The following is an 18,457-nucleotide window of genomic DNA, read 5'->3' as shown; positions in this document are numbered from 1 at the left end:
GCCGCCAACCATCGCGCACAAACCGGCAACAACGCAGTACCCTCCAACCCCGGGCTTTATCAGTAATCACTGGTACGGCTGATGGGGGCAGGTCATGGTCAATAGGGTGTCCAATGAAAAAATTTGGTCCACGGGTATGGCTTGTTGTTGTTGCTTTGGTCATATCCAATAATGCAGAGGCCGGCAAAAATGTGGATGTGTGCCAGGCGAGGCGGTTGGGCAGTCAGGCGGTCGGCAAGCATGTTTCCTTCAAAGGAAGTGTGGTAAGTGATGGAGTTCACGGCACATCAGTATTTCCAGATCTGTGTGCCGATATTGGCTATCCCATCGCCCCTATGGCTGCCGAAGATCCATCCGCGGTAATTAGGCAGGCGATCATGAAAGTAGGTTCTCCCGGGACCACGGACAAGAAAATTCTTGTAGAAGTCGATGCCGTGTTCGCCGCTCTCCAAAATGGAAGCGTTGGTCTAAAAATCATCAGGCTCAAAAAATTGGAGCTGACTTACAATGGTAATAATTGAGTCCAGAACTTGACATGAATTTCACTTGATTTTTTTTGTCGCTGTTGCCATCGGCAATCGTATCGATTGCCCATAGTGCGGACATCTGCATACGTGGTCCGCAACTTCAACGTGAAGTTGATTTGGATTTTGCCCTACGGCAATCCATGACCTCTGGCAGGGGGAGGGCCGTGACCTTCGCCCTACCATCGGACGCTCACGCCCGGCGCTGCCGGGCGCAAGGGGAGCGGTGCCGCGCGCCGCCTCGAAAGCCATCCCGGGAGAGTCCGTCCGAGTGAACACGCCGTCCCTGCGTTCCAGCCTGCTCGCCGCCGCGGTGGGCATGGCGCTGTCCCTGTCCGCCGTCGCCTCCGACGCCATCGTGCCCGCCGACACGCCCTATCCGGGCACGCTGGCGGTGAAGCTGGACCTCACCGACGCGCCCAAGCGCGTGTTCCGGGTGCAGGAGACCCTCCCGGTCGCGCAGCCCGGCCCGCTCACGCTGTACTACCCGCAATGGATTCCCGGCGAGCATTCGCCGTCCGGCCCGATCAACAACGTGGCCGGCCTCACCATTACCGCCAGCGGCAGGCAACTGCCGTGGCGGCGCGACCTGCGCGACATGTTCGCCATCCACGTGGACGTGCCGCAGGGCGCGAGCCAGTTGGAGCTTTCCTTCCAGTTCCTCTCGCCGGGCGAGGGCGGCTCGTTCGGCGCCAGCCCGTCGTCCACGCCGGACTTGGTGGACGTGGAGTTCAACCAGGTGGCCTTCTATCCGGCCGGGCACTACACGCGGCAGATCAGGATCCAGCCGACCGTGACGCTGCCGGCCGGCTGGCAGTTCGCCACCGCGCTGGAGACCGCGAGCAGCAGCGGCGCGACCACCACCTTCAAGCCGCTGGGCTTCGACGATTTCGTCGACTCGCCGCTGCTGGCCGGCGCGCACTTCAACCGCGTCGACCTCGCGCCCGGCGGCAGGACGCCGGTGCACCTCACCGTGGTGGCCGACGAGGCCGGCCAGGTGAAGCTGGACGACAGGCAGGTCGAGCAGCACCGTGCGCTGGTGGCGCAGGCCGAGAAGCTGTTCGGCACGCACCACTACGCCCACTACGACTTCCTGCTCACGCTGTCCGACCATACCGGCCACTTCGGCCTGGAGCACCACCAGTCCAGCGACGACCGCCTGCCGGCCGACTTCCTCACCGACAAGTCCAGCTATGCGCTGATGGCCAGCCTGATGCCGCACGAGTACGTGCACTCCTGGTGCGGCAAGTTCCGCCGCCCGGCCAGGCTGTGGGCGCCTGACTTCAACACCACCGAGGAGGACGACCTGCTGTGGGTGTACGAGGGCCTCACCGACTACTGGAGCGGCGTGCTCAGCGCGCGCTCCGGGCTGTGGACGCCGGCGCAGTACCGCGACTCGATGGCCGAGATCGCCGCCTCGATGAGCCACCGCACCGGCCGCGCCTGGCGCTCGCTGCAGGACACCGCCGACGCGGCGCCGCTCACCTACTACGGCGGCGGCGGCTGGGGCAACTGGCGCCGCGGCACCGACTTCTATCCGGAAGGCCAGCTGCTGTGGCTGGACGTGGACACGCAGATCCGCGCGCTCTCCGGCGGCAAGCGCTCGCTGGACGACTTCGCCAGGCTCTTCTTCGGCATGGACCCGGGCAGCCACGTCACCCGGACCTACACCTTCGACGACGTGGTCGCCGCGCTGAACCAGGTGCAGCCCCATGACTGGAAAGGCTTCCTGCGCCAGCGCCTGGACTACACCGGTCCCGAGTTGCCCGAGCACGGCATCGAGCGCAGCGGCTGGAAGCTGGTCTACGACGACAAGCCCAGCGCGTTCGCCAAGAGCATGGAGTCGCTCACCCACGGCGCCAACCTGGCCTATTCGATCGGCCTGTCGGTGTCGGCCAAGGGCGAGATCCGCGACGTGCAGTGGGACGGCCCGGCCTTCAAGGCCGGCCTGGTGCCAGGGCTCACCATCGTGGCGGTCAACGGCAAGGATTACTCGCCGCAGGCGCTGAAGGACGCGGTGACCGCCGCCAAGGGCGGCAGCGCGCCGATCGAGCTGCTGGTGAAGAACATCGACCTCTACAGCACCGTGAAAGTGGACTACCACGGCGGCCTCAGGTACCCGCACCTGGCGCGCGCCGGGGGCAAGGATCTGTTCGGCGCGATCGCCGCCCCGCTCAAGTGACCGGCGTTACGCCGCCGCCCATCGCAACACCGGAGACCCATGCAGTGAAACGCAACGCCTTCGCCACCGCCTTCCTCGCCGCCGGCCTCGCGCTGCTGGCCGCGCCCGCCTTCGCCGACGTGCCGCCGCCGCAGGACGTGCCCTTCGAGGGCGCGCTGAAGATCCACGTGGACGCCACCGACATCGCCCACCGCGTGTTCCGCGTGCAGGAGACCATCCCGGCCAAGCCCGGCCCGCTCACCCTGCTGTACCCGGAATGGCTGCCCGGCCACCACTCGCCCAGCGGCCCGATCGACAAGCTCGCCGGCCTGGTGGTGAAGGCCAACGGCCAGGTGATCCCGTGGACGCGCGACCCGCTCGACGTCTACGCCTTCCACGTCGACGTGCCGCAGGGCGCCGGCAGCGTGGAGGTGTACTTCGAGTTCCTCTCGCCGCAGGACAAGAACCAGGGCCGCGTGGTGATGACCCCGGAGATGCTCAACCTGCAGTGGAACACCGTCACGCTGTACCCGGCCGGCTACTACGCCAGGCGCATCCAGGCCGAGGCCAGCGCCACCTACCCGGCCGGCTGGCAGTCCGCCAGCGCGCTGGACGTGGCTTCGAGGAACGGCGACACGGTGACCTACCGGCCGATCAACTACGACGACCTGGTCGACTCGCCGGTGTACGCCGGCAAGTACTTCAAGCGCGTGGACCTGGACCCGGGCGCCAAGACGCCGGTGCACCTGAACATCGTCGCCGACGACCCGAAGAGCCTGGAGATCAAGCCCGAGCAGCTCAAGGTCCACCAGAACCTGGTGCAGCAGATGTACAAGATGTACGGCGCGCACCACTACGACCATTACGACTTCCTGCTCTCGCTCAGCGACAAGATGAGCGGGCAGGGCCTGGAGCACCACCGCTCCAGCGAGAACGGCGTGGGCCCGGACTACTTCACCGAATGGGACAAGAACGCGCTGGGCCGCGACCTGCTGGCGCACGAGTTCAACCACTCCTGGGACGGCAAGTACCGCCGCGGCAAGGACCTGGCCACGCCCAGCTTCAACGTGCCGATGAGCGACACCCTGCTGTGGGTGTACGAGGGCCAGACCCAGTTCTGGGGCTACGTGATGGCCGCGCGCTCGGGCCTGTGGAACGCCGACCAGGCGCGCGACGTGCTCGCCTTCGCCGCCGCCACCTACGACAGGGGCCGTCCCGGCCTGGCCAGCTGGCGCAACGTGCAGGACACCACCAACGACCCGGTGATCGCCCAGCGCCGCCCGCTGCCGTACCGCAACTACCAGGCCAGCGAGGACTACTACGTCGCCGGCGCGATGATCTGGCTGGAGGTCGACGCCAAGCTGCGCGAGCTCTCGCACGGCAAGAAGAGCATCGACGACTTCGGCCGCGCCTTCTTCGGCATGGACAACGGCGCCTGGGACGTCAACACCTACACCTTCGAGGACGTGGTCAAGACGCTCGACGGCATCCAGCCCTACGACTGGGCCAAGCTGCTGCGCGAGCGCCTGGACGGCCACGGCCCGCTGACCGCCGGCATCGCCGCGCACGGCTGGAAGCTGGTCTACACCGACAAGCCCTCCGCCGCGGTGAAGGCGATGGAGGCGCGCCGCGGCTTCACCGACCTCACCTATTCGCTGGGCGTGTCGATCGGCAAGGGCGGCAACATCGCCGACGTGCTGTGGGACGGCCCGGCGTTCAAGGCGGGCCTCTCGCCCGGCATGAGCATCGTGGCGGTCAACGGCAAGGAGTATTCCGGCGACGCGATCAAGGACGCGGTCACCGCCGCGGCCAAGGACAGCAACGCGCCGATCGAGCTGCTGGTGAAGAACTTCGACGAGTACCGGACCCTCAAGGTGGACTACCACGAGGGCCTCAAGTATCCGCACCTGGAGCGCGACGGCGGCAAGCCGGACACCCTGGCCGACCTGCTCAAGGCGCGCTGAGCGCCGCGTGCGGCGCGTTCTCCTGCGCCGCGGGGAAACGCGCCTCGCTCCCTCTCCCCTCCGGGGAGAGGGCCGGGGAGAGGGGCCAGCCTTGCGACGGTCCCCATCACCGCGAGGCACCGCCTCGCTCCCTCTCCCCTCCGGGGAGAGGGTTGGGGTGAGGGGGCAATCTTGCGACAGCCTGATCGCGGGGCGCTCCTCGCCAACATCCGACGACCAGACCCACCACCATGGGCCTGCGCCCGCAACTTCGCTATACTGCACGCCCGCCGCGGCCCGCCCGCGGCGCGCATCCACCCAAGCGCCCGTAGCTCAGCCGGATAGAGTAGTGGCTTCCGAAGCCATTGGTCGGGGGTTCGAATCCCTCCGGGCGCGCCACCACACCCGTTTGGGCCGAAGTGGCTTCGGTCGGTTCGCCCCTGCTTGGGGACCGGAGTCCGACCCCATTTGCGCAAGAGCCCCGCCAAATCCCGGCGGGGCTCTCTTGTTTCAAGGCTTCACGACGCTGCCCCATCGGACCGGCCAAGGCATCTGCCGAAAGGTCTTTGGCGCGCCATCCCGTGGCCCGCAAGCCGTGCGGCCGGCCGGTTCACGGCTTGCAGCGGCGCGCCTCCACGAAGCCGGCCACCAGCTCGACCACGGCGTCCTCGAATTCCGGCGCCAGCAGCATCTGTTCGTCGCGCTCGAGTGCGGCGCGCACGATGCCCGCCACGGCCTGGGTCAGCACGAAGGAGTCGGTGGCCGACAACCGCACGGCGCCCCGCTCGCCGTCGACCACCTGGCCCGCTGCCAGCATGTCGGCCAGGACGGTCACCGGGCGATCCATGTCGCGGTGCTGCTGCCCGCGCCAGCTGAGGTCGAACAGGATCTTGCGGGCGCGCTGGCGCCCGTCGAAGGCATGCAGTTCGGTGCGCACGACGATGCGGATGCGGTCGCGCAGGGACAGGCCGGTCGTGCCGGTCTCCTGGGCATGCGAGGTCAGCGTCCGGGTCGTGCGCGCCAGCCGGCGATCCCGCTCGTGGCGGGCCAGCGCGTCCAGGATCTCCTGCTTGTTCTCGAAGTACTGGTAGATCGTGCCGACGCTGAAGCCGGCCGCCTCGGCCAGGCGGTTGGTGCTGAAGGCGCGCAGCCCACGCTTCTCCAGCAGCCGGATGGCGGCTTCCAGGATCAATGCGCGCGTCTGCCTGGCGCGCGCCTGGGCCGGCGCGCGCCGCTTGGCAACGGATTTGGAACCGGGCGGGTTGGCCATGCTGGACGGGCGCGTGGATGGAACAGCCCTTCGAGGGTTACTCCATCCTTCGCCGCGAGTCCAGCCCAACCCCGTGGCTTCCGGGCCGCGCCGGTCAGAAGTTGTACTTCGCGTCGATGCCGATGGTGCGGGGCGCGACGGTGTACGCCTCGCCGAACGGGGCGTAGTAGGTCTGCAGCCCGGTGGAGACGAAGGCCAGCTTGTCGAACAGGTTCTTGACGTACAGGGACGCGCTCCACCGGCCGTCGGCGTCCTCCAGCCCGACGCGGCCGTCCACCATGGTGTAGTTGCCCATGCGGGTGCGGCTGGGGTCGGTGGGACGGAAGGTGGAGTACGAGGTGCCGACGTAGTTGGCGTCCAGCCGCAGCATGCCGCCCAGGCCGGCGCCGATCGGCCAGCGATAGTCCGCGGCCAGCGCGGCGGTGTACCTGGGCGTGTAGGGCACGCGGTCGCCGGTGCGGCCCAGCACGCCCTGCGCTTCGTAGCTGTTGCTGATCTGGTCCCGGGTCAGGACGGCATCGATGTAATTGAAGTTGGCGGTGAGGTCCAGTCCGGGCACCGGGCGATAGAGCATCTCCCACTCGAAGCCGCGCATGCGCGCCGCGCCGGCGTTGGTGATGAACTGGGACGTGCCGTCGAGCGTGATGGCGCTGACCTGCATGTCGTGCCAGTCGATCTGGTAGACGTCCGCCGTGAGGTACAGCTTGCGGTCGAGCCAGTTGGACTTGAGGCCGAGCTCGTAATTCCACAGCCAGTCCGCCTTGTAGGTGGTCAGGTCGACCGGCAGGTTGATCAGCTGGTTGGCGCCGCCGGGACGCATGCCATCCGCCGCCTGGGCGTACACCATGACGTGGGGCGCCACGTCGTAGGAGACGTTGAGCTTCTTGAGCCAGCCGTTCTGGCCCGCGCCGACGGTGGTGGGCGGAATCGTGCCGCCGCCGATCAGCGGGAAATCGAAGTTGAGGTCGGTGTAGCCGGTGATGTCCTTGGCGTAGCGGTAGTAGCGCAGGCCGCCGGTGACGTCGAGGCGGGGAGTGACGTGCCAGGTGGCCTCGCCGTAGGCGGCCTTCTGCCGCAGGTCGTCGTAGATGTGCCGGCGGAAGAACATCGCCGGTGGCGACAGCGGCCCGCCGGTGGCCGGGTCGGCGTGCAGGTTCTCGCTGAACAGGCGGCTCCTGCGCTGCTCCTCGTACAGGCCGGCCGTCCAGTCCAGCGCGTCGCCGCCGCCGGACGTCAGGCGCAGCTCGTTGGACCAGTTGGTGGTCTGGCCGGGGTAGTAGAGGTAGGAGGGAATGTACTGGCCGGCGTCGTACACCTGCCCCAGTCCCAGCGTGTCCAGCAGATACTTGGCGTACTGGAACAGCGGCGTGGAGTCCTGGCTGTAATGGCTCTCGCGGTCGAAGTACGAGCTGACCGCGGTGAGCGTGGCCCAGCCCAGGTCCCAGTTGACGGTGAGGTTGGAGATCCTGGTGCGGTCGCGGTAGGGCACCAGGGTGGAGATCTCCGAGCCGTACCGGGAAGGCAGGTCCGCCGGGTGGAGCGGAGCCAGCGCCCAGCGCTCGGGGTACGGCGTCCAGAAGTTCGGCTCCGCGCGGGTGAGGTGGTCGGAGAAGCTCGCGTCCACCGTCAGCCCGCCGGTGGGCTGGTAGCGCAACATGACGCGGCCGCCGTCCCGCCTCGATTCGCCGACGTGGTTGCGCCCCAGCACCACGTTGTCGATGTAGCCGCCCGTGTCCTGCTTGTCGGCCACCACGCGCAGGGCCAGCCGGTCCCGGACCAGCGGCAGGTTGAACATGGCATGGGCGAGCCACGACGGACCGCCGCCCTTGGTCACCGCATAGCCCGCCTCCACGCTGCCGTCCACCCGGTCGAGTTCCGGCTTGTTGGTGATCAGGCGGATGGCGCCGCCCATCGAGCCGGCGCCGTACAGCGTGCCCTGCGGGCCGCGCAGCACTTCCACGCGGTCGAGGTCGAACAGGTCGAGGTCCGGCTGGTGTCCGCCCGCATCGTTGGTGGTGCCCACCGAGCCGGCGATCGGCGTCTCGTCGTAGTAGATGCCGGTGGTGGGTTCGCCCGCCGCATAGATGCCGCGGATGGACACGCGCGTCTGCCCGGCGCCCGCGTCCTGCACGCTGACGCCGGGCACCATCTTCGCCATGTCGTTGATGCCGAGCGCGCCGCTGTCCGCCAGCACTTCCGCGGGCACCGCGGTGATCGCGATGGGCGTCTTGTCGATGGCCGTGGCGTGCTTGGTGGCCGTGACGGTGATGGCGCCCAGCGGGGTCGCGCTGTCCTTCGACGACGGCGCGCCGGCCGATGGCGCGGCGTCCTGCGCATGCAGGCAACCTGGCGCGGCCGATCCGGCCAGCAGCAGCGCCACCCACAAGGGATGCCTGGCGCCAGGGCGTTTCGCAAAACCGACCATCTCGTTCTCCCCTCGTTTCAAGACTGGCAAGGCGGCCGTGGATCGCCGCGGTTTTTCCGGCGCGGCGCTTCCCCGGGCGCCTGCCCGTGCAGGCGCCGCCGGTCCGCTGCGCGTTCGTGGATGACCCTGTGACAGGGCGTCTAGCCGGCGGCGTTGCGCATGAACTGCGCGGCAAACCGCACGCAGTCCAGGTAATCGCCGACCGGAATGCCTTCGTCGATGCCGTGGAAGCGCCCGATGGTGGCGGGCGTCAGGTGGTACGGCACGAAGCGCAGCTGCTCGGTGGATACCGGCACGTAGTGCGAGGCATCCGTCGCGGCCGTCACCAGGTAGGGCACCACCGGGACGCCCGGCGCCACCTGCCGGATGGTCTGCCGCACCAGCTTCAGCCCCTCGCCATCGATGGGCGAGGCGGGACTGGGCTCGTTCCGCTCGCTGCCGGGCTCGATGGTGACGCGCGGGTCGGCGACCGCCTCGCGCACGTGATGGAGCACGCCGGCCACGCTGTCGCCCGGCAGGATGCGGAAATTGACCGTGGCCGTGGCCACCGTGGGCAGCACGTTGTCCTTCACGCCGGCGTTGAAGGTGGTCTCGGCCGTGGTCGTGCGCACCATCGCGTTGCCCGCTGGCGTCCTCGACAGCCGGCCGGTCAGCACGGAACCCAGCAGCCAGCGGTTGCGCACGGCCATGCGCGCGGGAAACGGCAGCAGCGGCGCCAGCGCATCGAGCATCGCCGTGGTCGTCGGCACCAGCCGCGGCGGCATCTGGTTGGCTTCAAGGCGCACCATCGCCTGGCCGAGGATGCCAATGGCCGATTGCGGCGGCGGCTGCGAGGAGTGTCCTCCCGCCGCCTGCACGGTGAGGCGCACCGACACGTAGCCCTTCTCGGCGATGCCGACCATGGCGAGGTCGCCGGCCACGCCCGGCATCAATCCGTTGGTGTACGCGCCGCCTTCGTCCAGCACCATCTGCGCGTGCACGCCGCGCTGCCTGAGCAGGTTCACGATGGCCGCCGCGCCGTCCTGGCCGCCGCGCTCCTCGTCGCTGCCGAACGCGAAGTAGAGGGTGCGCCTGGGCTGGAAACCCTGCTGCAGAAGCTGCTCGGCCGCCTCGAGGATCGACACCAGGCTGGCCTTGTCGTCCAGCGCGCCGCGCCCCCAGACCACGCCGTCGGCCACGGCGCCCGACCACGGATCGCGCGACCAGCGCCCGCGCGTGTCCGGGTCCACCGGCACGGTGTCCTGGTGGGCCATCAGGATGATGGGCGCCATCGACGGATCGCGGCCCTTCCAGGTGAACAGCAGGGCGCCATGCCCCGCCTGTTCCACCCGCAGCTCGCCGTGCACTCGCGGAAACTGCCGGGCCAGGTAGGCGTGGAAGGCGTCCAGGTCCCGGCTGGAAGGGGGCGCATCGCCGGTGGACACCGTGGGCAGCCTCACGGCCCCGGCGAACCGCCGCACGGCCGCCGCCTCGTCCAGCCTGAGCGGCACGTAGCCGCCGGCGGCCGCGACGACGGCCTGCCCGGGCGTGGCCCAGGTGCGCCCCAGCACGACCAGCGCCAGAACGGCCAGTACCGCCAGCAGACCACCGATCCCTACCTTCACCGGCTTTTTCATGCCTCCCCTCCCCAGGCTGCCCCAGCGCGCGAGCCACCGGCGCGGGCCACATCGACGACGCCCGAACTTACGGGGCCGCCGGCGAGAGCCGCAACGCGGAAATCTGAGCACCGCCGGCGGTCGGCCACGGGCCGATCCATGCGGATGCCCCGTCCGGGCCAGCCACGGCGCGCACGAGCGGCGCGGCGGGCGTCGGGCCCGCCGGGGAGAAAAATCTGAGCTGCCCGCGGTCCGGCGTCATGGCCGGCACGGGAAGTGCCGGTTCAAGGCGATGGGTGCGCCCCTGCCGGACGCCATGGCGGCCTGCCGCTCCGGGCGGCATGAGGCGCGGGCCCCGCGGCCGGCCGCGGGGTTCGCCGTTGCGCCGCGGGGACGCCGAACCTGTCACGACGCCGGAATAACATCCGTCCACCCATACTCGGACGGATCGCCAGCAGGAGAACGACCATGAGCAGCAAGAGCAAGGCCAAGAACGGCAAGGACAAGGGCGGGCGCGACCTGGACAAGGCCAAGGCCCGCCAGAAGGCCGCCCTCAACACGCCCTCGGCGCTGGGCGCGGACGCGACGCGGGACATCTCCGCCGAGCTCAACGCGCTGCTCGCCGACGTGCTGGCGCTGTACCTGAAGACCAAGAACTTCCACTGGCACATGTCCGGCCCGTACTTCCGCGACTACCACCTGCTGCTCGACGAGCAGTCGGACCAGATCTATGCCACGGTCGATCCGATCGCCGAGCGCGTGCGCAAGCTCGGCGGCACCACGCTGCGCTCGCTGGGCCACGCCAAGCGGCTGGCGCGCCTGTCCGACAACGACGCGGACTTCGTGACGCCGGACGACATGCTGGCCGAGCTGCGCGAGGACAACCAGCGCCTGGCCGGCTTCATGCGCGCCACGCACGAGCTGTGCGACGAGCATGGCGACGTGGCTACCGCCAGCCTGCTGGAGAACTGGATCGACGAGGCCGAGCGGAGGGTGTGGTTCCTGTTCGAGACGAGTCGGCGTGCCTGAGTGAGGGGCTGCTTCGTCTGCGTGGCGGGGGGGGCGGTTCGGGCGTTGCCGCGGAGGGTGGCAAGCGCGGAAAGAAATAGGAAGCCCGACAAGAAACCCGCCTTGCGGCGGGTTTCTTGTCGGAAGTGCCTGACTGGATCCCGGCCTGCGCCGGGATGACGTCATGGCAAGCCGCGCGCGCAGCGCGCGGGCCATGACGTCACTTGATCTTGCCTTCCTTGTAGATCACGTGCTTGCGCACGACCGGGTCGTACTTCTTGAACTCGAACTTCTCCGGCGTGTTCTTCTTGTTCTTCTGCGTGGTGTAGAAGTGGCCGGTGCCGGCCGAAGAGATCAGGCGGATCTTGTCCTGGGACTTGCTGGCCATGGTCTAGCTCCTCAGATCTTCTCGCCGCGGGCACGCAGCTCGGCAATCACGGCCTCGATGCCATTCTTGTCGATGGTGCGCAGGGCGTGGTTGGACACGCGCAGCTTGACCCAGCGCTTCTCGCTGGGGACCCAGAAGCGGCGTTCGTGCAGGTTGGGCAACCAGCGGCGGCGGGTCTTGTTGTTGGCGTGCGAGACGTTGTTGCCGGTCCGCACACCCTTTCCGGTGACTTGGCATACACGGGCCATGATGACCTCCGTATTCGTGTTGGACCGCCCTTTGGCCAGGACGGCATCGGCCCAGCGGCGACGGGCGCCACGCGATGCTGGAGATGGAGCGTTCGAGCGCGCCGTGAGGTCCGCATCGCGTCGCGGACGGGCCCGAAAGCTCGGGTCGGCGTGGGTCGAGCCGCGCATTATCCCGCAAAAACAGCGCGATATGCAATCCCGGGGGGCCGCCGGACGGGGCCGGCGGCATGGCGGCCCGCGGGGATGTATGGAACAATCCAACCCTTTGCTCATTCCGACGCTCAAGCGCGAGGGGTTTTTCCGATGGCAGACGTCACCGCCAACGGCCAGGCCAACGGCCAGGCCATCCAGCCGCAGCTGGTGCTGCAGAAGATCTACGTCAAGGACGTCTCCTTCGAGGCGCCCAACGCCCCGCAGATCTTCCAGGAGATCGCCGAGACCGAGCAGCAGCCGCAGGTGCAGCTCAACCTCGGCCAGCGCGCCACCGACCTGGGCAACGACCTGTACGAGGTGGTGCTCAGCCTCACCCTGACCTGCGCGATCGGCGAGCGCACCGCCTACCTGGCCGAGGTGCAGCAGGCCGGCGTGTTCGGCATCGCCGGCTTCAGCGAGCAGGACCAGGCCGGCATCATCGGCAGCTACTGCCCGAACCTGCTGTTCCCGTACGCGCGCCAGGTGATCTCCTCGCTGGTGCTGGAGGGCGGCTTCCCGCCGTTCCTGCTGCAGCCGATCAACTTCGACGCGCTGTACGCCGAGCAGCAGCGGCGCATGGCGACGGGCGGCGGCGAGGCGCCGGCGCTCAACAGCTGACGCCGCGCGCATGGGTGACCAACCGACCCTGAGCGTGCTCGGTGCCGGTTCCTGGGGCACCGCGCTGGCCGCGCTCACCGCGCGCAACGGCGTGCCGACCCGGCTGTGGGGGCGCGACGCCGCCGCGCTGGCCGCGCTGGCGGCCAGCCGGCGCAACCAGCGCTACCTGCCGGATCTGGAGCTGCCGGCCGGGCTGGCCTACGAGAGCGACCTGGCCGCCGCGCTGCGCGGCGCCGACATCGTGCTGATCGTGGTGCCCAGCCACGCCTTCGCCGAGACGCTGGACGCGATCGCGCCGCTGCTCCCGCCGCAGGCGGCGATCGCCTGGGCCAGCAAGGGCTTCGAGCCGGGCACCGGCCGCTTCCTGCACGAGCTGGTGGCCGAAAAGCTGCCGGGCCGGCCGGCCGCGGTGGTGACCGGGCCGTCGTTCGCCAAGGAGGTCGCCGCCGGCCTGCCCAGCGCGGTCACCGTGCACTCCGAGGACGAAGCCTTCGCCACGCGCCTGTGCAAGCTGCTGCACGCGCCGAACTTCCGCGCCTACTCCGGCACCGACGTGCTCGGCGCCGAGCTGGGCGGCGCGATGAAGAACGTGCTGGCGGTGGCCACCGGCGTGGCCGACGGCATGCAGCTGGGCCTGAACGCCCGCGCCGGCCTGATCACCCGCGGCATGAACGAGATGCTGCGCCTGGGCAAGGCGCTGGGCGCGCGGCCGGAGACCCTGATGGGCCTGGCCGGCCTCGGCGACCTGGTGCTCACCTGCACCGGCGATCTCTCGCGCAACCGCCGGCTCGGCCTCGCGCTCGGCCGCGGCGTGGCGCTGGACGAGGCGGTGCGCCAGATCGGCCAGGTGGTCGAGAGCGTGCTCACCGCCGACGAGGTGATGCGGCTGGCCCGCAAGCACGGGCTGGACCTGCCGATCTCAGCCGGCGTGCAGGCCGTGCTGCACGGCGAGGTCACCCCGGTGGAAGGGCTGCGCACGCTGATGGCGCGCGAGCAGAAGCCGGAGTATCCCGAGGGCCTGTTCGGCCCGTTCTGACGCCGGCCCGGCGGGCGCCCGCCGCCCGCCGCGACGCTTGCGCACGGCGCCGCCGGCCTTGCTAAGCTCGGTCTTTTGGCCGGCACCGCGGACCGCATGCGCATGCAGCAACCGGACGAGAAACCGCACGATCGTCCCGCGTCCGACGAGGGCGAGGCGCCGCCGCTGCCGGCGGCGTGGCGCCGCCTGTTCGAGGCGCCGCCGGCGCCGCCGCACGAGCCGGGCGTGCTCGGCTTCTTCTTCGACGTGGCGCCCGAGGATGGCGCGCCGTGGGCGCGCCTGGACGTGGCGCCGGTGCTGCTGGCGGTGGTCGAGCACGGCCGCTTCGCGCGGCCCGCCCCGCTGGACAGCCGGCATCTGGTGCACGCGCCGCTGCAGCCGCACGAGCAGCGCCTGGCCGCCGCCGTGCTCGGCCTGCCGCAGAACGTGCGCAAGAGCCGCAGCTACGCGCGCCTGGCCGGCCACGTCGGCGACGCGCTGCTGGCCGAGATCCTCGACACCGCGCCGTGCTTCCTCGGTGGCCTGGCCGGGTTGCGCCTCTCGCGCGGCAAGTCGCACCAGCTCAACTGGCACTGGCAGCTGGAGGCCGACGGCAGCCAGCGCCTGCTGCCCGCGCTGCCGCACAGCCAGCGCCTGCTGCGCGTCGACGGCCTGTGGTATCTCGATCCCGAGCGCGCCGAGCTGGGCCACCTGGAGGCGCCGGCCGAGGAGACCCGCTGGCTGGACCTGCCGCCGCTGCGCCACGACGACGGCCGCGGCCTGCGCGCCGCGCTGGCCGCCAGCCGGCTGGCCGCGCGCATCCCCGCACCGCAGGTGTTCGACGAGCTGCGCCGCGAGGAGCTGGCGCCCAGGCCGGTGCTCACCCTGCACGCGCTGACCCGCCACGCGCGGCTGGCCGCCGGCACGCCGCCGCTGGCCTACGCGCGGCTGGCCTTCGACTACGCCGGCGAGCGCCTGCCCGGCCGCGGCGGCGACCCGCTGGTGCGCCGCGTGCGCCACGGCCGGCTGGTGGAGATCGCGCGCCGGCGCGCCGAGGAGCTGTCCGCGATGGAGCAGCTCGAGCGCGCCGGCCTCACCCCCGCGGTGGACACCGAGGGCCTGCCCTGGGACCTGGCCGACACCCTGCCCGAGGACGCCTGGCTGTTCCCCGGCAAGGGCTACGCCGGCGCGCTGGAGGTGAACACCCCGGCGCGCTGGCTGGCGCTGCGGCCCAAGCTGGAGGCCGAGGGCTTCCAGCTCGACTACGCGCCCAGCTTCCCGTTCGAGGTGCTGGAAGGGCCGGTGCGCTGGTACGGCCACGCGGTGGAGGACGCCGACGACCACGCCTTCGACCTGGAGATCGGCATCGAGCTGGAAGGCAAGCGGCACAACCTGCTGCCCGCGGTGGCGCAGGCGCTGGCCGAGCACCAGCTCAACCTCAGCCCGGCGGCGAACGAGCCGGAGGACGCGGTGTGGTACGCGCCGGTGGACGAGCGCCGCCGCGTGCCGGTGCGCCTGAAGGAGCTGCGCGGCCTGCTCGCGCCGCTGGCCGAGTACCTGGAGAAGCCGAAGAAGAAACTGCACCTGCCGCGCGTGCAGGCCGGCCGGCTGGACGAGCTGGCCGAGGCGCTGCCCAGCGGCGGCGAGCTCAAGGCGTCCGAGGCGCTGCGCGGCTTCACCGCGCGCCTGCGCGACGCCGCCGAGCGCGCCAGCGACGCGGTGCCGGCCGGCCTCACCGTCGAGCTGCGCCCGTACCAGCGCGAGGGCCTGCGCTGGCTCAACGCGCTGGCCGAGGCCGGCGTGGGCGGCGTGCTGGCCGACGACATGGGCCTGGGGAAAACACTGCAACTGATCACCCACCTGCTCGCGCTGAAGGAGCGCGGCGCGCTGGGCCGGCCCGCGCTGATCGTGGTGCCGACCAGCCTGATCCCGAACTGGCAGGCCGAGATCGCGCGCTTCGCGCCCGCGCTCAAGGTGCTGGCGCTGCACGGCCCGCAGCGCAGCGGCGACTTCACCCAGCTGGGCAGCCAGGACATCGTGCTGACCAGCTACGCGCTGCTGCCGCGCGACGTGGCCAGCCTGCGCAAGCAGCCGTTCGCGCTGATCGTGCTGGACGAGGCGCAGCAGGTGAAGAACCCGCGCACGCAGGCGCGCCGCGCCGTGCTCACCCTGCGCGCGCCGCGCTGCATCTGCCTCACCGGCACGCCGCTGGAGAACCACCTGGGCGAGCTGTGGTCGCAGATCGACCTGGCCGTGCCCGGCCTGCTCGGCGACGAGAGCGCGTTCCGCCGCTACTACCGCGTGCCGATCGAGAAGCAGCACGACGAGGAATGCCAGGCGCGGCTCAACCGCCGCCTGGCGCCGTTCATCCTGCGCCGCACCAAGGCGCAGGTGGCCGCGGAGCTGCCGCCCAAGACCGAGATCACCCGCCGCGTGGTGCTGGACGGCCGCCAGCGCGAGCTGTACGAGAGCCTGCGCCTGACCCTGGCCGACGAACTGCGCGAGGTGATCGCGCAGCGCGGCCTGGCGCACTCGGGCATCGTGGTGCTGGACGCGCTGCTCAAGCTGCGCCAGGTCTGCTGCGACCCGCGCCTGGTCAAGCTGGAGGCCGCCCGCGGCGTGCGCGAGTCGGCCAAGTTCGAGCTCTTGATGGACATGCTGCCGGCGCTGCTCGCCGAGGGGCGCAAGGTGCTCCTGTTCTCGCAGTTCACCGAGATGCTCAAGCTGATCGCCGACGAGCTGGACCGCCGGCGCATCCGCTACGTGATGCTCACCGGCGAGACGCGCGACCGCGCCGAGCCGGTGCAGCGCTTCCAGGACGGCGACGTGCCGCTGTTCCTGCTCTCGCTCAAGGCCGGCGGCGTGGGTCTCAACCTCACCGCCGCCGACACGGTGATCCACTACGACCCGTGGTGGAACCCCGCGGCGGAGGCGCAGGCCAGCGACCGCGCGCACCGCATCGGCCAGGACAAGCCGGTGTTCGTGTTCCGCCTGATCACCGTGGGCACGGTGGAGGAGCGCATCGAGGAGCTGAAGGCGCGCAAGGCCGAGCTGGCCGAGGCGGTGCTGGAGGGCGGCGGCAGCCGCGAGAAGCTCAGCTTCGACCAGGACGACCTGGACGCGCTGCTGGCGCCGGGATAGAACATCCTCTTTGAGGATTATGAAATCTCAATTGTCGGGGCTCAGCAAGTTCCACTATTTACGCAGTGTCCTTCATTTTCGCTGTTTGTACAATTTCCCGTATTATTACATCCTGTATTTGCGAGTAAGGCGTCAGGTTGTAGGGCTTCCATAATCTTCTTTGAAAGCTTTTCACTTTCAATCCTGACTTCACCGTCAGGGCTGATTGAAAGAGCTGCTGGATCGATTAAAAAGGACATGGGGTAATCCTTTGGACAATAGGCTACTGCAAGGCGGTGGCAGAGGCGCCCGCTTGCTGGATTGCCAATACATATACTTGTACCCCAAAGCGCCGAAATGTGGCAGTGGTGTTGCTGCCTATATTCATATTGTCGAGCTGTTGGCCGCTGGCGTCGGCGAGTACCAGCGAATAAACGTGACCAAAGCGCGTTTCTTTGTTTAATGGAGTTATCTTGACCCTGTAAGTGGAGCCGTTGCTCAGCCGGATGGGTGCTGAAAATGCATCCGGGGCCAATTGAATGCTTATCGGCGCATCAAATAAATTACTGACAATTTTTACGGCAAACGCAAGAGATGCTTCCGAGTTTGATGCATTGTCATCATTTTCCGTGCCGCTTGCTCCAGACGCATGGATAAATTTCGGAGCAAAAGATGCTAGGAGGGCGCCAATACCAAGAGCGTATACTCTTCCTAGGAAAGCGCGATGATGATTTTTGATGCTCATTGGACATGCCTCCTTGGGTCGAAGATTGTATGTGCGCTGCGCGCTACTAACATGTGCCGCTATTGGTGCAGCCGACATTGTTGGTGTTGGTACAATCCGTGTCATTCGTGCAGCCTGAATTTACAACACGGGAAACCGCGTATGGCATGTTGGCATCAGACATGTTTGCTATCATTTCGGTAATCCTATTGTCGCCTATTATTACTTCACCATAATTGTTCATGCTAAGACTTTCGGGGGAAATTTTCATAAACGATCATGCCTTCTATAAATTTGTACGCATCGCGGAAAGAGGGCATGCCAACGTCTTTTCTGACATGTCAGCATATCCCATAAACCAGCGTTGCAGCTTAGGGTTTGAGATATCTAATGTGCCATCTTCTTTTATCTTTCCAATGTCATTTCTGGGGTCGTTTAATGCGACGGTGCATTTTCCAATAGCTCCGTTAGCACGAATCATTAAGGAATTTGGTTTGGCGGCATAGCAAATGTATCCATCAAGATGCAGTTCGGATATCGGACGGTTGCTCTCTTTTGCATAGTTCTCTGTGATATATGCTAGTGCTTTGGAGTATGCAGCATTGTCTAGAACATCTTTGGCAATATTGTTGTTATTAGGACCGCCTAGTGCGGAAATTTTATGAAAGTACACTCTGAATCTGGGATCTTCGGCGAATTCTAATTTTATTTTTTTATACAGTCTCTTTGAGGATTCAATGTTGTGTTTATGGACGTGCAGGCGGAGATTAACTTCAAATGGCTGTTCGATGTCTTTGAAAAGAAGTAAATTGTTCCATATTCTATCAAAGGTTGGTTTGCTATTGGCTTGAATTCTTGTTTTGTTGTGCCACTCTTCGTCGCCGTCGAGGGTTATTTGGAAATTCAAATGGTTAATGCTTATTAGTTGATGCAATAAAGCAGGCTCCAGCATATAACCGTTAGTTGTGATTCCTGCAATAAATTGTGTGTTGTTTTTCTTGCACTCATTGTATGCGTGAGTGCCTATATCAAGTACAATGTTCTTTGCTAATAGAGGCTCGCCCCCGAACCATGAGATAGATAATACTTTGAGTTTTTTGCTTCTATTACTTATAAGGCGTTTAATGCCAGTGACCTGCCCCCATCAGCCGTACCAGTGATTACTGATAAAGCCCGGGGTTGGAGGGTACTGCGTTGTTGCCGGTTTGTGCGCGATGGTTGGCGGC

15 protein-coding genes and 1 tRNA gene are annotated in these 18,457 nt (G+C 67.5%); 8 read left to right on the top strand and 8 right to left on the bottom strand.

What is annotated here, in order from left to right; genetic code table 11:
• From C7456_RS17040 to C7456_RS16460, 4 genes are all read left to right on the top strand, one after another.
• Positions 1–521: hypothetical protein (locus tag C7456_RS17040; RefSeq protein WP_211306345.1), on the top strand; the 521-nt coding region annotated here is incomplete at its 5' end.
• 322 nt (positions 522–843) lie between these two features.
• Complete coding sequence (locus C7456_RS16470) at positions 844–2,706, top strand: M61 family metallopeptidase (protein WP_109724895.1); 1,863 nt, start codon at positions 844–846, stop codon at positions 2,704–2,706.
• A 44-nt stretch (positions 2,707–2,750) separates the two neighbouring features.
• The gene (locus tag C7456_RS16465; protein ID WP_109724893.1) at positions 2,751–4,649 is read left to right on the top strand and encodes a M61 family metallopeptidase; all 1,899 of its coding nucleotides are present in this window, start codon (positions 2,751–2,753) and stop codon (positions 4,647–4,649) included.
• 301 nt (positions 4,650–4,950) lie between these two features.
• A tRNA-Arg gene (locus C7456_RS16460) sits at positions 4,951–5,027 on the top strand.
• 211 nt (positions 5,028–5,238) lie between these two features.
• On the opposite strand, the gene C7456_RS16455 is transcribed toward C7456_RS16460, so the two are convergent.
• From C7456_RS16455 to C7456_RS16445, 3 genes are all read right to left on the bottom strand, one after another.
• The gene (locus C7456_RS16455) at positions 5,239–5,898 is read right to left on the bottom strand and encodes a TetR/AcrR family transcriptional regulator (protein ID WP_109724892.1); all 660 of its coding nucleotides are present in this window, start codon (positions 5,896–5,898) and stop codon (positions 5,239–5,241) included.
• A gap of 94 nt (positions 5,899–5,992) precedes the next feature.
• Complete coding sequence (locus C7456_RS16450; RefSeq protein WP_170120244.1) at positions 5,993–8,278, bottom strand: TonB-dependent receptor; 2,286 nt, start codon at positions 8,276–8,278, stop codon at positions 5,993–5,995.
• Positions 8,279–8,463: 185 nt separating this feature from the next.
• A complete protein-coding gene (locus C7456_RS16445; protein ID WP_109724890.1) occupies positions 8,464–9,939 on the bottom strand; it encodes a M20 family peptidase in 1,476 nt (491 codons plus the stop codon).
• Positions 9,940–10,386: 447 nt separating this feature from the next.
• Here C7456_RS16445 and C7456_RS16440 point away from each other — a divergent pair, with 447 nt between their 5' ends.
• Positions 10,387–10,947, top strand: a complete 561-nt coding sequence (locus C7456_RS16440; protein ID WP_109724889.1) for a Dps family protein — start codon at positions 10,387–10,389, stop codon at positions 10,945–10,947.
• 199 nt (positions 10,948–11,146) lie between these two features.
• On the opposite strand, the gene rpmG is transcribed toward C7456_RS16440, so the two are convergent.
• Positions 11,147–11,314 carry a 50S ribosomal protein L33 gene (gene rpmG / locus C7456_RS16435; RefSeq protein ID WP_109724888.1) on the bottom strand — a complete coding sequence of 56 codons (168 nt, stop codon included), beginning with the start codon at positions 11,312–11,314 and terminating at the stop codon, positions 11,147–11,149.
• Between the two features lie 11 nt (positions 11,315–11,325).
• Positions 11,326–11,562 carry a 50S ribosomal protein L28 gene (gene rpmB / locus C7456_RS16430; protein WP_109724887.1) on the bottom strand — a complete coding sequence of 79 codons (237 nt, stop codon included), beginning with the start codon at positions 11,560–11,562 and terminating at the stop codon, positions 11,326–11,328.
• A 303-nt stretch (positions 11,563–11,865) separates the two neighbouring features.
• Between rpmB and secB the strand changes: the two genes are divergently transcribed.
• The 3 genes from secB to C7456_RS16415 all read left to right on the top strand — a co-directional run bounded on the left by secB (position 11,866) and on the right by C7456_RS16415 (position 16,528).
• Positions 11,866–12,372 carry a protein-export chaperone SecB gene (gene secB / locus C7456_RS16425; RefSeq protein ID WP_109724886.1) on the top strand — a complete coding sequence of 169 codons (507 nt, stop codon included), beginning with the start codon at positions 11,866–11,868 and terminating at the stop codon, positions 12,370–12,372.
• A gap of 10 nt (positions 12,373–12,382) precedes the next feature.
• Positions 12,383–13,408 (top strand): NAD(P)H-dependent glycerol-3-phosphate dehydrogenase, encoded by a 1,026-nt coding sequence (locus tag C7456_RS16420; protein WP_109724885.1) that lies wholly within the window; start codon positions 12,383–12,385, stop codon positions 13,406–13,408.
• Positions 13,409–13,510: 102 nt separating this feature from the next.
• Entirely contained in the window at positions 13,511–16,528 is a 3,018-nt protein-coding gene (locus C7456_RS16415; protein WP_109724894.1) for a DEAD/DEAH box helicase, read from the top strand.
• A gap of 41 nt (positions 16,529–16,569) precedes the next feature.
• Here the strand turns inward: C7456_RS16415 and C7456_RS17035 are convergent, their stop codons facing one another.
• From C7456_RS17035 to C7456_RS17025, 3 genes are all read right to left on the bottom strand, one after another.
• Positions 16,570–16,767: a hypothetical protein gene (locus tag C7456_RS17035; RefSeq protein ID WP_139942948.1), complete on the bottom strand. Its 198-nt coding sequence runs from the start codon at positions 16,765–16,767 to the stop codon at positions 16,570–16,572.
• A 23-nt stretch (positions 16,768–16,790) separates the two neighbouring features.
• Positions 16,791–17,252 (bottom strand): hypothetical protein, encoded by a 462-nt coding sequence (locus C7456_RS17030; protein WP_139942947.1) that lies wholly within the window; start codon positions 17,250–17,252, stop codon positions 16,791–16,793.
• Between the two features lie 265 nt (positions 17,253–17,517).
• Positions 17,518–18,183 carry a radical SAM protein gene (locus C7456_RS17025; protein WP_139942946.1) on the bottom strand — a complete coding sequence of 222 codons (666 nt, stop codon included), beginning with the start codon at positions 18,181–18,183 and terminating at the stop codon, positions 17,518–17,520.
• Positions 18,184–18,457: the final 274 nt, after the last annotated feature.

It is taken from the genome of Fulvimonas soli (assembly GCF_003148905.1).
GTDB classification, from domain to species: domain Bacteria; phylum Pseudomonadota; class Gammaproteobacteria; order Xanthomonadales; family Rhodanobacteraceae; genus Fulvimonas; species Fulvimonas soli.
This window is presented reverse-complemented; position numbering and strand designations above follow the sequence as displayed.

Bases quoted from the DNA above. Each gene is read 5' to 3' on its own strand.
- C7456_RS16455 (WP_109724892.1), bottom strand. From the start codon at position 5,898: ATGGCCAACCCGCCCGGTTCCAAATCCGTTGCCAAGCGGCGCGCGCCG.
- rpmG (WP_109724888.1), bottom strand. From the start codon at position 11,314: ATGGCCAGCAAGTCCCAGGACAAGATCCGCCTGATCTCTTCGGCCGGC.
- C7456_RS16445 (WP_109724890.1), bottom strand. From the start codon at position 9,939: ATGAAAAAGCCGGTGAAGGTAGGGATCGGTGGTCTGCTGGCGGTACTG.
- rpmB (WP_109724887.1), bottom strand. From the start codon at position 11,562: ATGGCCCGTGTATGCCAAGTCACCGGAAAGGGTGTGCGGACCGGCAAC.
- C7456_RS17030 (WP_139942947.1), bottom strand. From the start codon at position 17,252: ATGAGCATCAAAAATCATCATCGCGCTTTCCTAGGAAGAGTATACGCT.
- C7456_RS17035 (WP_139942948.1), bottom strand. From the start codon at position 16,767: ATGTCCTTTTTAATCGATCCAGCAGCTCTTTCAATCAGCCCTGACGGT.
- secB (WP_109724886.1), top strand. From the start codon at position 11,866: ATGGCAGACGTCACCGCCAACGGCCAGGCCAACGGCCAGGCCATCCAG.
- C7456_RS17025 (WP_139942946.1), bottom strand. From the start codon at position 18,183: ATGCTGGAGCCTGCTTTATTGCATCAACTAATAAGCATTAACCATTTG.
- C7456_RS16415 (WP_109724894.1), top strand. From the start codon at position 13,511: ATGCAGCAACCGGACGAGAAACCGCACGATCGTCCCGCGTCCGACGAG.
- C7456_RS16470 (WP_109724895.1), top strand. From the start codon at position 844: ATGGCGCTGTCCCTGTCCGCCGTCGCCTCCGACGCCATCGTGCCCGCC.
- C7456_RS16440 (WP_109724889.1), top strand. From the start codon at position 10,387: ATGAGCAGCAAGAGCAAGGCCAAGAACGGCAAGGACAAGGGCGGGCGC.
- C7456_RS16420 (WP_109724885.1), top strand. From the start codon at position 12,383: ATGGGTGACCAACCGACCCTGAGCGTGCTCGGTGCCGGTTCCTGGGGC.